Here is a 12836-nt window from a genome sequence, read left to right as displayed (position 1 = left end):
GGATAGCTAGAGTGAAACATACGATTATCGGATTGGCCGCTGCGGCGGCGATCGCCATCAGCGGCACAGCCCAGGCCCAGAACAACATCACCCTGGGTCATACTCTCTCGCCGCAGAGCCACTATGGCGTTGGTGCAAAGGCCTTCCTGGCGACCCTTGAGGAAGTGTCGGGCGGCACCTGGACCGGAACCGAGGCCGCTGCCGGCCAGCTCGGCGGCGAGCGCGACATGATCGAGGGGCTGCAGATCGGCTCGCTGGACCTGGTCATCACCTCCACCGGCCCACTCGGCAACTTCGTGCCGGAGGTCTACAGCCTCGACCTGCCGTTCCTCTTCCGCGACTACGATCACGCACGCAAGACGCTGGACGGTGAGATCGGCCAGGAGTTGCTGGAGAGCATCGGCGAACACAACCTGATCGGTCTGGCCTGGTCGGAGAACGGCTTCCGCCACGTTACGAACTCGGTGCGGCCGGTCACCACGCCCGACGACCTGGGCGGGCTGAAGCTGCGCACGATGGAGAACCGCGTTCACATGGCCGCCTTCGAGGAGATGGGCGCGGCCCCGACGCCGATGGCCTTCCCCGAGCTCTTCTCGGCCCTGCAGCAGGGTGTCGTCGACGGTCAGGAAAACCCCATCACCGTCATCAAGGCCTCGAACTTCTGGGAAGTGCAGAACTACGTCTCGCTGACCGGCCACGTCTATTCGCCGGCGGTGCTTCTGGTGTCGCCCCTTCTCTGGGACGGTCTGAGCGACGAGGAAAAGGGCTGGTTCCAGGAAGCCGCCGCCGCGTCTGTGGCCGCCACCCGCGCCGAGGTCAACCGGCTGGAGGAGGCCGGCGTCGCCCTGCTGCAGGAGAACGGCATGGAGGTCATCACCGAGATCGACAAGGCCCCCTTCCGCGACCTCGCAGAGGCCTCCTACAGCGTCTACACCGACCAGTACGGCAGCGAGATGGTCGATCGCATCAAGGCCGTCGAATAAGGCCTGACGCCTAAGGCTTCCCAACCGCCTTCATCGCCAGGGCCGGCGCATCGTTCCGGCCGCCGTGCCCTGGCGATCCCTTCGCTGTGCGCGACGCGAGACGCCGGTCGGGTGACATGAACTTCTTCCAAAGCTTCGAACGGCAGACCACCAGGGTGGCCCTGGCGCTCTCCATGATCTTCCTGGTGATCGCAGCGTCTTTGGCCATGTGGCAGGTAACCACCCGCTTCCTTTTGGGACAGCCCTCCACCTGGTCCGAGGTGATCACGCGCTCGGCCATGATCTGGGCGATCTTCATGGGAGTCGCCGGAACCTATCGGCACGGCTCGATGATCGCGATGGAGATCATCCAGCGCTCGCTGCCGCGCCGTCTCGGCCTGGGCCTGTTCCTGATCGCCAACCTGCTCTCGGCAACCTTCTTTGCGATCCTGTTCTGGCAGGGCTGGGGCATGACGGAACGGGTCGCCGCTCAGAAGCTGGCCGCGCTGGAAGTCTCCATCGCCTGGGTCTACGCCGCTCTGCCCGTCGGGTCGGTCTTCGCGATGATCGCCATTGCCGGCTGCATCGCACGCGCCTGGGCCAGCCGGGACGCGGCGGCCGCCGTCATCCCGCTCGAAAAACCTCTGGAGTCGGCGGGAGACGGACTGTGAACGTCGCGATCGGTCTCTCGCTCATCATCCTGATCTTCATCGGCGTTCCCATCGCGATCGCCATTGGTCTGGCCTCCGTCGTCGGCATTCAACTGCACGACCGCCTGCCGATGCTTCTGGTGGCGCAACGCATGTTCGCCGGCATCGACAGCTTCCCGCTGATGGCGATCCCACTGTTCATTCTGGCCGGCAATCTGATGTCCGCCGGAGGAATCTCCCAACGGCTGGTCGATCTCGCCAAGGCGATGGTCGGCGGCATCCAGGGCGGGCTCGCCTGCTCCTGCGTGCTGACTTGCCTGATGTTCGCCAGCGTCTCCGGCTCGTCCGTCGCCACCACCTTCGCCATCGGCGCCATTCTGATCCCCGCGATGGTCCGCCACGCCTATCCCAAACCCTTCGCAGCCTCCATTCAGGCCAGCTCGGCCGAACTCGGCGTGCTGATCCCCCCGTCGATCCCTTTGATTCTCTACGGCGTCGCCACGGACACCTCGATCGGTCAGCTTTTCGTTGCGGGAATCGGACCGGGAATCCTGATCGCCGGCGCCCTGATGCTGACCGTGATCGTCATCTGCCGTATCCGCGGGCTTGGCCTGCAGGACCGCGACGATCGACCCAGCCTGCGCGCCGCAACCCTGGCCGCCCTGCCGGCCCTCATGGTGCCCATCATCATCATCGGCGGCATCTACCTCGGCGTCTTCACACCGACCGAGGCGAGCGCGGCCGCCGTCGCGGCGGCCCTGGTCGTCGGCTTCGGCTTCTACCGCGAACTTTCCTGGCGCGACCTTCCGATGATCCTGAAGCGTACGGTGATCTCCACCACTGCGATCATGCTGATCATCTCCGCCGCAGCCCTCTTCTCCTTCCTGATCGCCCGCTCGGGCCTGCCCAACGAGATCGCCGGCTGGTTCAACACCTTCTTCGAGTCCCGCTTCGCCTTCCTGCTGGCAGTCAATCTCCTGCTGCTCGTAGTGGGCATGTTCATCGAGACCTCGGCAGCGATCCTCGTGCTGGCGCCGATCCTGGCACCGATCGCCATCAGCTACGGCGTCGATCCGGTGCACTTCGGGTTGATCGTGGTGGTGAACCTGGCGCTCGGCATGATCACGCCGCCGCTGGGGGTAAACCTCTTCGCCGCCTGCGCCGTCGCGCGCATTCCGGTCGAGCGGATCATCCCGCAGCTGATCTGGTTCGTTCTGGTGGTCTTCTGCTGCCTGATGATCATCACCTACGTGCCGGCGATCACCCTGGCGCCGGTCGACCTGTTCCTTGGAAGAGGCTAACGAATGTCGAAGACAAGCGACCCGAAAACGACGGATCGGGGCACCATCGCTTTCGTCGGTCTGGGTGCGATGGGCTTGGGTATGGCGCAATCCTGCCTGCGCGCCGGCCATCGCGTACTCGGGCTCGATCTCAACGAGGGCGCCGTCGCGCGGCTGATTGAGGCTGGCGGCGAAAAGCTGACGCCGGACACTGCGCGTGATGCTGCGATCTTCGTGAGCGTGGTGCTGAATGCCGCGCAGACCCGTGCGATCCTCTACGACGATCCAGGCTTCGCCCGACACCTGCCGGGGGGTGCAGTGATCGTGAGTTGCGCGACCATCTCCCCGGAGGACGCGCGCGACAATGCGGCACAAGCCGACGGACTCGGTCTCCTCTATCTCGACGCGCCGATCTCCGGCGGCGCCGCACGTGCAGCCCAAGGCGAACTCTCGATCATGGCCTCGGGCAGTCGGCAGGCGTTCGAGGCCGCCGCCCCTGCCCTCTCCGCCATGGCCCAGTCCGTGCACGATCTGGGTCCCGAAGCGGGCGCCGGCTCGGCGATGAAGGCCGTGAACCAACTTCTCGCCGGCGTGCATATCGCCGCGATGGGCGAGGCGCTGGCGCTCGGCATCAGCCAGGGTCTGACGCCGGAGCGGATCCTTCAGGTCATCTCCGTCTCAGCCGGAACGAGCTGGATGTTCGAGAACCGCGCGCCGCGCGTTGTCGAAGGGGACTACGAGGCGCGCTCCGCCGTCGACATCTGGCCGAAGGACCTGGGCATCGTCACCGAGATCGCCGAGAGCGCCGCGCTCTCCACGCCGGTCGCCGGCGCCGCCCTCGCCCGCTTCCGCGAGGCCTCCAGCAAGGGTCTTGGCGCCCTGGACGACTCAGCCATCACGCAGCTCTACGCCAGCGAGGCCGGCCTGTCCCTGCCGGGGAGAGCTTAGATGCGGTTAGGGTGCATCGGCGACGACTTCACCGGCTCCAGCGATCTGGCTAACACGCTGACCCGCGAAGGCATGCGCTGCGTGCAGTATGTGGGCGTGCCCAAGGAGCCGGCGGACGATCAGGTCGAAGCGGGGATCGTCGCCCTCAAGTCGCGCTCCGTCCCGGCCGCGGAGGCCGTCGCGCTGTCGTTGCAGGCGCTCGACTGGCTGCGCGCCCAGGGCTGCAGCCAGTTTCTTTTCAAGTACTGCTCGACCTTCGATAGCACCGACGAGGGCAACATCGGACCGGTCGCCGAAGCTCTTGCGGACGCCCTAGAGGCCTCGCCGGTGATCGTCTGTCCCGCCTTTCCCGCCACCGGCCGCTCCGTCTACCAAGGCCACCTGTTCGTGGGCGACAGGCTGCTGTCGGAGTCCGGGATGCAGAACCACCCGCTGACCCCCATGACCGACCCGGATCTCCGCCGCGTGCTCGACCGGCAAAGCAAGGGCAGCGTCGGCCACGTTCCCTTCACCGCCGTCGTCGAAGGACCGGAGGCGGTTCGCGCCAGGCTCGAGAGCGAACAGGCTAAGGGCCACCGCCTGATCGTCGCGGATGCCGTCCGCGACGACGACCTTCGGATTCTGGGCCGGGCCGCGGCCGACCTGGCGCTGGTCACGGGAGGGTCCGGGATCGCCCTCGGTCTGCCGGAGAACTTCCGCGCGCGCGGCCAGCTCGCTGCGAGCTCCGACAGCTGGCACGGGCAGACCGGCCGGGCGGCGGCGCTGTCCGGCTCCTGCTCGCAGGCGACGAGAGCCCAGGTCGCGGAGCATGCGCGCGCGCATCCGGTCCTGAAGCTCGATCCCGACGCGGTCATGGCGGGGCGTGTAGATGCGGGAGAGGTGGCGGACTGGGTGCTCGCGCAAGAAGGGCTACCGCTGGCTTATTCCTCCGCCGATCCCGACGAGGTGCGCAGCGCACAAGACCGGCACGGCGGCGCAGCGGTCGCCGCCGCGTTCGAAGCGCTCTTCGCCGAGGTGGCCAGGCGGCTGGTGGCCGGCGGAGTCACCCGCTTGATCACCGCCGGCGGCGAGACCTCCGGAGCCGTGGTCGAAGGGCTCGCCTTGAGCCAACTCGAAATCGGGCCGGAAATCGCCCCCGGCGTGCCGGCGATCCGGGCCGGTGACAACCTGACCCTGGCGCTGAAATCCGGCAACTTCGGGGCAGCCGACTTCTTCACCCGCGCCGCCGCCGTTCTGGAGGGCGCGTCGTGAGCCGCGACAATCGCCTGCGCGAAGACATCTGCTTCTGGGCCAAGTCCCTGTTCGACCGGGGCCTGACCGGTGGTGCCTCCGGCAATCTTTCGGCTCGAACCGAAGACGGCGGTCTGCTCGTGACGCCGACCGGCTCCAGTTTCGGCCGGCTGGACCCCGCGCGCCTGTCACGCTTCGACGCAACGGGACGTCATATCGACGGCGACCCGCCCACGAAGGAAATGGCACTGCACGACGCCTTCTACGAAACGCGCAAGACCACTGGGGCCGTCGTGCATCTGCACTCGACTCATGCGACCGCCCTCACGCTTCTGACCGATACCGACGCCGACAATATGCTGCCGCCGCTAACGGCCTACTCGATCATGCGACTGGGCAAGGTAAAGCTGCTGCCCTTCTTCCGGCCTGGAGACCCGGCAATGGGCGACGCCGTGCGCAGCCTGGCCGGCCGGCGCAGCGCGGTGGTCCTGGCCAACCACGGACCCGTCGTCGCGGCCAAGGAGCTGGAGGCCGCCGTTTACGCCATGGAGGAGCTGGAGGAGACGGCGAAGCTCGCCCTCCTGCTGCGCGGCACCCCGACACTCGGGTTGACGGAGCAGCAGATCCGCGAGGTCGTCACCGCCTTCGATGTCGACTGGGAGTGAGGACGAGGACTCCAATGCGTTTTTCCGCCAATCTCGGCTTTCTCTTCACCGACCGACCGCTGCCCAACGCGATCCGCGCAGCGGCAGCGGCCGGCTTCGATGCCGTCGAGTGTCACTTCCCCTACACCGAAGACCCCGGCGAGGTGCGCGCGGCACTGGCCGATACCGGCCTGGAAATGCTGGGGCTGAACACCTGGCCCGGCGACCGCGCCGCCGGAGACTTCGGACTCTGCGCCCTGCCCGACCGTCTGACGGAGGCCCGGACCGCCATCGACCAGGCGATGGACTACGCTCAGGCGATCGGCGCCAAGGCCGTCCACGTCATGGCCGGCCGCAGCGGCGAGGACGCCGAGAGGCGACGCAGTGCGGACGCCGTGTTTCGCGACAGTCTCGCCTATGCCTGCGACCGCGCGAGTAAGGTCGGAGGAGAGGTGACGGTTCTGATCGAACCCCTGAACCTGAGAGACGTCGCCGGTTATCATCTCACGGACCTCGATCACGGGGCCGAGCTGATCGCCGCCGTGGACGCCCCCAACCTGCGGCTCATGTTCGACAGCTATCATCTGCAGATCATGGGCGGCGATCTGACGGGCCGCTTCGCGCGCCATCGCGATCTGATCGGCCATGTCCAGATGGCCGCCGTGCCCGACCGAGGCGAGCCGGGCGCCGGCGAAGTGGACCTCTTCTGGCTCTGTAGCTGGTTGCACGCCCAGGGGTGGGAATCGCCGGTCGGAGCCGAGTATCGGCCACGCAACAGCACGACCGAGTCGAGCCTCTCCTGGCTGCCTCAGTTTCAGGCCATCGGTACGCCGGTCACCTGATCGTCACCCTCCTTCTCGTCCGACGGGAAAAGAGCAGCGTTGCTCTGCTTGCGGAGGATGGACGGTGTCATTCCATAGCGACGCACAAACAGACGGGTCAGATGCGCCTGGTCGGCAAAACCGCAGGCGGCCGCGACAGCCTTCACGGACAGGCCCGTTTGGACGAGCAGGGATTTGGCGCGGTCCAGCCGGCGTTCCATCACGTAGGCGTAGGGCGGGACCCCGAAGCTGCGCTTGAAGTGGCGGGCGAAACTCGAAGCGCTCAGGTTGACCACCGCCGCCATGGTCGCGAGATCCAATCCGTTCTGCAGATTGGCCTCGATGAAGTCGGCGGCGGTGCGTCGTTGAGCCGTCGAAAGCTGCCCGCTTCGCTCGGGAGACCGAAGGCGAACGGCGGCGTAGTGGCGAAGCAGATGAATGACGAGTTGCCGCGCGACGGACTCGACGTAGAGCGCACCGCCCAGACCGACATCCGCCGCCTCCGCCGAAATCGCCTCGACCGCCGCCGTCACGACCGGATCGTCGGTCCTGAGGACATCCGCGAGAGAGACCTCGGCCACCGTTCGTCCCGTGACCTCGCTGGCAACCTCCGAGACCAAACCTTGGGACAAGTAGACGTGGGTCACCTCCACATCCTCGGTCCAGCACCAATGCGACGTCTGAGAGCGCGTCAGCAAGGAGACGGCGCCGGGCCCGCAGGTGGTGCGGCTCCATCGACCGTCGAAGCGCCGTTCCATCGGCGTCACGCCGGTTCGGTAGGAGACGAGCATGAAGTCCCGCATCGCCGGGATGTGGACGTCCTGCCCCTTGTAGCGGTAGGACCGCAGGGCGACGCCCTTCCAGCCGAGATCGTCGCTTTTGGAGAGGACTTTCCCGGGCACCCACACGGGTAGATCCTCCGGGGCGAGCAGTTTCGCCATCGGATCTCCTCCCTGTCTGCTGCCGGTCTCTATCCGCCGACTTTGCATATTATGGTACATAGGACGGCGTCGGCTGGCAATTGGGACGCAGGTCCGAGAGATGGAAAGCCTGCCTGAGCGACGACGCCCAAGCCGTAAGTCCTGGATGAACGCTCAGGCATTGCGCCGATCATTCAAGCCTTTGCCGAGATCCTTCAAGACCCTCCGCCGTTTGCGCCGCTAGCCTTTTCGAGCCGGATGCCCTGCGCATTCAGAACCGGACAGGCGGAACATGTTCGGCAAGCAAACGGGAAGGAAACGAGGCTCTTATGACGACGAACCACAAGACTGCCGTTTCGAAGAACGGGAAAGCCGCCGGCGAAAAGCTGGACGCGATGATCATCGGCGCCGGCGTCGCCGGTCTCTACCAGCTCCACATGCTCCGCAAGCAGGGCCTGAAGGTGCGGGCCTACGACAAGGCATCGGATGTCGGCGGCACCTGGTACTGGAACCGCTATCCCGGTGCCCGCTTCGATTCCGAGGCCTACATCTATCAGTACCTCTTCTCCGAAGACCTCTACAAAGGCTGGAGCTGGAGCGAGCGCTTTCCGGGACAGCCGGAGATCGAGCGCTGGATGCACTACGTGGCCGACAGCCTCGACTTGCGGAAGGACATCCAGTTCGACACGGCGATTACCGGCGCATCTTGGAACGAGGACAGCCGAAGCTGGAACGTCGAGACCGCCGACGGCGAGACCGTGGAAACGCGGTTCCTGATCGCCTGCTGCGGTATGCTCTCCGCCCCTATGACCGATCCCTTTCCGGGTCAGGACAGCTTCAAGGGCCAGATCTTTCACACAGCGCGCTGGCCGCGTGAGCCGATCGATTTCGCCAGTAAGAGAGTCGGCGTGGTGGGCATCGGCGCGACCGGCATCCAGGTGATCCAGACCATCGCCGACAAGGTCGAGGAACTGAAGGTCTTCGTCAGGACGCCGCAATACGTGCTGCCCATGAAGAATCCCAAATACGGGCCGAAGGAGGTCGCGGCCTACAAGGATCGCTTCGAAGACCTGAAGAGTAAGCTTCCGCACACCTTCACCGGCTTCGAGTACGATTTCGAACATACCTGGGCGGAGCTCTCGCCCGAGCAGCGTCGCGACGTCCTGGAGCAGGTCTATGCTGACGGCTCGCTCAAGCTCTGGCTCGCCTCTTTCGGCGAGATGTTCTTCGATGAGGCCGTGAATGCCGAGGTCTCCGACTTCGTGCGCGAAAAGATGCGCGCGCGCCTGAAGGACGAGAGGCTCTGCGATCTTCTGATTCCCAAGAACTACGGATTCGGGACGCACCGCGTCCCGCTCGAGACCGACTACCTCGAAGCCTATCTGCGGTCCAACGTCGAAGCGATCAGCCTTCGCGACAATCCAATCGAGCGAATTGTTCCCGAAGGCATCCAGACAGCCGACGGCAGGGTTGTTCCACTCGACATCATCGTGCTTGCCACTGGGTTCGACGCCGGAACCGGGGCGCTGACGCGGATGAACATTCGCGGGCGGGAGGGCCGCTCCCTCACCGAGGACTGGGGCAAGGACATCCGCACCACCATGGGGCTCCAGATACACGGCTACCCCAACCTCTTCACCACGGCCGTACCGTTGGCGCCCTCCGCCGCGCTCTGCAACATGACCACCTGCCTGCAGCAGCAGACGGAGTGGATCAGCGACTGCATCGCGCATCTGCGTGAGAAAGGTCTGCAGGTGATGGAGCCCAGCCGGGAGACGGAGGACCGTTGGGTCGCGCATCACGACGAGACGGCGGCGGCCACCCTGATCTCCAAGACGACCTCCTGGTATCTCGGCTCCAACGTACCGGGGAAACCGCGCCGGGTCCTATCCTATACCGGCGGCGTCGGGGCCTACCGCAAGATCTGCGACGAGATTGCGGCGAAGGGCTACGAAGGCTTCGTCAAACAGTGAAGCCGCGACGGCAAACATCGCCCCGACAGATAGCAACTCGGCAGAAGGCGACTCGCTCCGCAGAGCGGCAGTCCGCAAGTCGAGCGGTTGGGGCGTAAGGGAGGCAGACGATGACAAGCGATTTCAAGCAGACAACCGACGGCATCTTGAACCACGCGGTGACCGGCGATCCGGCCGTCGCCGGCGTGGTGGCGATGGTCACCGACCGCGACCGAAACATCTACGAAGGCGCCGCCGGCAAGCGTGTGCTCGGCGGCCAGGCCGATATGACCCGCGATACCGCCTTCGCCCTCTTCTCCACCACGAAGGCGATCACCGGAACCGCCGCGCTACAGCTTGTCGAGGAGGGCAAGCTGGATCTCGATGCGCCGGCCAAGACCTATGCGCCGGACATCGGGACGCTTCAGGTGATCGAGGGTTTCGACGCCAAGGGCGAACCGCAGCTTCGCGCTCCAAAACGCGACATCACCACGCGCATGCTGCTGCTCCACACCGCCGGCTTCGGGTACGACTTCTTCAACGAGACCTACAACCGTCTGGCCCAAGAGAAGGGTCAGCCGAGCGTCATCACAGCCTCTAAGCAGGCGCTCACAACCCCGCTGCTGTTCGATCCCGGGGAGAAATGGGAGTACGGGACCAATCTGGACTGGTGCGGGCAGGTCGTCGAGGGCATCGCGGGCAAGCGGCTCGGCGAGGTCTTCCGGGAGCGGATCTTCGAGCCCCTGGGCATCGAGGACATGACCTTCGAACTGCACGACGGATTACGCGCCCGCCTTGCCGGCATGCATATGCGCAACGACGACGGCTCCCTGACGCCGATGGAGTTTGAGTTGCCCTCGGCGCCGGAGGTCCACATGGGCGGGCACGGGCTCTACGGCACCGTCGGCGACTACATGAAGTTCATCCGCATGTGGCTGAACGACGGTCGGGGCGAGCAAGGTCAGGTGCTGAAGCCCGATACCGTGCGGATGGCCGAGAGGAACCACCTCGGCGACAAGAAGGTGACGATGCTGCCCGGCGTGATCCCGGCGCTGTCCAACGACGCGGAGTTCTTTCCCGGCCTGTCGAAGTCCTGGGCCTTCAGCTTCATGGTCAACGACGAGGAGGCCCCGACTGGGCGGCCGGCAGGCGCGCTCGGCTGGGCAGGTCTCGCCAACCTCTTCTACTGGATCGACCGCGCGAACGGCTACGGCGGCTTCTGGGCGACCCAAATCCTGCCCTTCGGCGATCCGGCCTCCTTCGGCGGCTACCTCGACTTGGAAACGGGCTTCTATCGACAGCTCAAGAAGGGATTGGCCGCCTGATAGGTCTGCAACCGCGTTTCATCTAGGCGGTCGACGGAGGCCTTATCGCGGGCTCGAAGTCCGCTGGGCACCAGTTCGTAACGTGCTGCAGCCCTGCCTGCCGAGCCCCTAAATCGGGTTGGTCATGATTCGCCGGATCACGAAGCACCCTTCTCGCTACGGTCTTTTTGACGCCTGTTCTGAACCAGATAGGTCACCAGAGCACCAAAAAGCGCACCGCCGAAAAAGCCGCTCACCAACACGGTCCAGTCTGTACTCTCGAACATCGTTCTCGCCGACCGATAAGATCGCCAGCCGCCCTCCGGTCCCGCGCAAGGATTGCAGGCCCGGCCGACGAAGCGGAAACGGCGGTACGGGCTTCAGAGCGCAGTTGCTTCACGGCAGCGCCCTTGGAGTTTAGTGGAAAATTCCTGCGCCTCCGTGCGATATGCGTGCCAACGATCGGGCGCCACCACAGACGGCAGGGCGGCGACCGGCCGCTCCGGCTGCTTAGGTATCTGGCAGGCGCCAGCGCGATGAAAGACAGGCAAGCGATCGGCGGACCGCCGGTCATCCGCTTACCCCTGTGCGAGTAAGCGCTTCGAACACACCAGCCGAAAGATCGATGAAATATGCAAATATCACTATATTAATGTGATTTATAAAAATCATCGTGATTTGGTCGTGAATTGTCCTTCGCCATATCAACGCGAACGAGTTTCACGAATTCTCCCAGAGGGCTCCATGAACCTGTTGAACAAAGCCGTTCGGCCCTTCGTCGTGTTTGTCGAGCGCTACTATCCGGATCCCTTTATCTTCGCCATTGGCTTGACCTTTATCGTGGTCGCGCTCGCTCTCCTGCTGACCCCGGCCGGCCCGGTGGAGGTGCTGGATGCCTGGGGCGGCGGCCTGAAGAACCTGCTGGCCTTCATGGCGCAGATCGCGATCACCCTGATCACAGCCCATGCCCTGGCCCATACCGATCTGGTCAGGCGGCTTCTGACCCGGCTCTGCAGCGTGCCCCGAACGAGCTATCAGGCCTACCTCTTCACCTGCCTGATCGGGCATGGCGCCAGCCTGTTTTCCTGGGGCCTCGGCCTGATCGTCGGCGCCCTGGTGGCGCAAGGGGTCGGGATCGTCGCCAGGGAACGGGGCATCAAGGTGCACTATCCGCTGCTGGTCGCATCTGCCTATGCGGGCTGGGTCGTCTGGCACATGGGCTATTCCGGCTCCGCTCCCCTCTTCGTCGCCACGCCCGGCCACGCGCTGGAGGAGATGCTGGGCGGCACGATCCCGGTCACGGAGACGATCTTCGCGACCTGGAACCTTCTGACCGTCTTGGCCATGGTGATCGTCATCCCGCTCACCTGCATGCTGATGCATCCGCGCGGTCGCAGCGAGAGGATCGTCGAAATTCCCGACGCCGCGGCCCCCGTACCGGCCGACCCGCCGGACCCCGCGCCCCGGACGACGGGCCAGAGGCTCGACCGGCACAAGGTCTTCAACCTCGGCATCGGTGCCATGCTGGTCGGCTATCTGATCTTCTGGTTCGCGACCGAGGGCTTCTCGCTGACCCTCAACATCGTCAACTGGTCCTTCCTCGCGCTCGGCCTACTGCTCGCCCGCTCAGCCGAGCACTACGTGCGTCTGGTGGCCAACGCCAGTCAGACGGTCGGGCAAGTGCTGCTGCAGTACCCCTTCTACGCCGGCATCATGGGCGTGATGATCACCACCGGCCTGGCGGGCGTCATCGCCGAGTGGTTCGAGGCCTTCGCGACAAAGGACACCCTGCCCTTCTGGGCCTTCCTGTCCGGCGGCCTGATCAACATGTTCATCCCCTCCGGCGGCGGCCAGTGGGTGGTCCAAGGTCCCATCTTTATCGAGGCAGCCCAGCAGCTGGGCACCGACCCGGCCAAGATCGTGATGGGCGTCGCCTACGGCGACCAGTGGACCAACATGATCCAACCCTTCTGGACCATCCCGCTGCTCGCCATCGCCGGCCTGCACATGCGCGAAATCATGGGCTACTGCTTCATGGTCTTCTTCGCCGCCGGCCTCGTCCTGGGCGGAGCACTGCTGATCATGGGGGGGTAGTGCAGGGGACACGACCGCGCACAAAAGTTAC

11 protein-coding genes are annotated in these 12836 nt (G+C 65.2%); 10 read left to right on the top strand and 1 reads right to left on the bottom strand.

Annotated features, from left to right (window positions below; genetic code table 11):
* Positions 1-11: 11 nt before the first annotated feature.
* The 7 genes from ACO054_RS04360 to ACO054_RS04330 all read left to right on the top strand — a co-directional run bounded on the left by ACO054_RS04360 (position 12) and on the right by ACO054_RS04330 (position 6556).
* Positions 12-983 carry a TRAP transporter substrate-binding protein gene (locus ACO054_RS04360; protein WP_421709226.1) on the top strand — a complete coding sequence of 324 codons (972 nt, stop codon included), beginning with the start codon at positions 12-14 and terminating at the stop codon, positions 981-983.
* A 116-nt stretch (positions 984-1099) separates the two neighbouring features.
* Positions 1100-1633, top strand: a complete 534-nt coding sequence (locus ACO054_RS04355; RefSeq protein WP_421709225.1) for a TRAP transporter small permease — start codon at positions 1100-1102, stop codon at positions 1631-1633.
* Positions 1630-2913, top strand: coding sequence for a TRAP transporter large permease (locus ACO054_RS04350; RefSeq protein ID WP_421709224.1), 1284 nt, complete (start codon positions 1630-1632; stop codon positions 2911-2913). Before ACO054_RS04355 ends, ACO054_RS04350 begins: the two co-directional genes overlap by 4 nt.
* Positions 2914-2916: 3 nt before the next feature.
* Entirely contained in the window at positions 2917-3840 is a 924-nt protein-coding gene (ltnD, locus tag ACO054_RS04345; protein ID WP_421709223.1) for an L-threonate dehydrogenase, read from the top strand.
* Positions 3841-5091 (top strand): 3-oxo-tetronate kinase, encoded by a 1251-nt coding sequence (gene otnK / locus ACO054_RS04340; protein ID WP_421709222.1) that lies wholly within the window; start codon positions 3841-3843, stop codon positions 5089-5091.
* Positions 5088-5735 carry a 3-oxo-tetronate 4-phosphate decarboxylase gene (otnC, locus tag ACO054_RS04335; protein WP_421709221.1) on the top strand — a complete coding sequence of 216 codons (648 nt, stop codon included), beginning with the start codon at positions 5088-5090 and terminating at the stop codon, positions 5733-5735. Before otnK ends, otnC begins: the two co-directional genes overlap by 4 nt.
* 14 nt (positions 5736-5749) lie before the next feature.
* Positions 5750-6556 (top strand): hydroxypyruvate isomerase family protein, encoded by an 807-nt coding sequence (locus tag ACO054_RS04330; protein WP_421709220.1) that lies wholly within the window; start codon positions 5750-5752, stop codon positions 6554-6556.
* Here the strand turns inward: ACO054_RS04330 and ACO054_RS04325 are convergent.
* Positions 6529-7476, bottom strand: coding sequence for a helix-turn-helix domain-containing protein (locus tag ACO054_RS04325; RefSeq protein ID WP_421709219.1), 948 nt, complete (start codon positions 7474-7476; stop codon positions 6529-6531). The two genes, ACO054_RS04330 and ACO054_RS04325, sit on opposite strands and share 28 nt — an antisense overlap.
* 308 nt (positions 7477-7784) lie before the next feature.
* Between ACO054_RS04325 and ACO054_RS04320 the strand changes: the two genes are divergently transcribed.
* The 3 genes from ACO054_RS04320 (at position 7785) to ACO054_RS04310 (ending at position 12805) form a co-directional block, all read left to right on the top strand.
* Positions 7785-9428 (top strand): flavin-containing monooxygenase, encoded by a 1644-nt coding sequence (locus tag ACO054_RS04320; protein ID WP_421709218.1) that lies wholly within the window; start codon positions 7785-7787, stop codon positions 9426-9428.
* A 110-nt stretch (positions 9429-9538) separates the two neighbouring features.
* Positions 9539-10732 carry a serine hydrolase domain-containing protein gene (locus ACO054_RS04315; protein ID WP_421709217.1) on the top strand — a complete coding sequence of 398 codons (1194 nt, stop codon included), beginning with the start codon at positions 9539-9541 and terminating at the stop codon, positions 10730-10732.
* Between the two features lie 723 nt (positions 10733-11455).
* Positions 11456-12805, top strand: a complete 1350-nt coding sequence (locus ACO054_RS04310; RefSeq protein WP_421709216.1) for a short-chain fatty acid transporter — start codon at positions 11456-11458, stop codon at positions 12803-12805.
* The last annotated feature ends 31 nt before the right edge of the window (positions 12806-12836 follow it).

Source organism: Algihabitans sp. (assembly GCF_965226985.1).
Taxonomy (GTDB): Bacteria; Pseudomonadota; Alphaproteobacteria; order Kiloniellales; family DSM-21159; genus Algihabitans.
Note: the sequence above shows the minus strand (reverse complement) of the source record. Positions and strands in the feature narration are given on the sequence as shown.

Bases quoted from the DNA above. Each gene is read 5' to 3' on its own strand.
- ltnD (WP_421709223.1), top strand. From the start codon at position 2,917: ATGTCGAAGACAAGCGACCCGAAAACGACGGATCGGGGCACCATCGCT.
- otnK (WP_421709222.1), top strand. From the start codon at position 3,841: ATGCGGTTAGGGTGCATCGGCGACGACTTCACCGGCTCCAGCGATCTG.
- ACO054_RS04325 (WP_421709219.1), bottom strand. From the start codon at position 7,476: ATGGCGAAACTGCTCGCCCCGGAGGATCTACCCGTGTGGGTGCCCGGG.
- ACO054_RS04310 (WP_421709216.1), top strand. From the start codon at position 11,456: ATGAACCTGTTGAACAAAGCCGTTCGGCCCTTCGTCGTGTTTGTCGAG.
- ACO054_RS04320 (WP_421709218.1), top strand. From the start codon at position 7,785: ATGACGACGAACCACAAGACTGCCGTTTCGAAGAACGGGAAAGCCGCC.
- ACO054_RS04315 (WP_421709217.1), top strand. From the start codon at position 9,539: ATGACAAGCGATTTCAAGCAGACAACCGACGGCATCTTGAACCACGCG.
- ACO054_RS04355 (WP_421709225.1), top strand. From the start codon at position 1,100: ATGAACTTCTTCCAAAGCTTCGAACGGCAGACCACCAGGGTGGCCCTG.
- ACO054_RS04330 (WP_421709220.1), top strand. From the start codon at position 5,750: ATGCGTTTTTCCGCCAATCTCGGCTTTCTCTTCACCGACCGACCGCTG.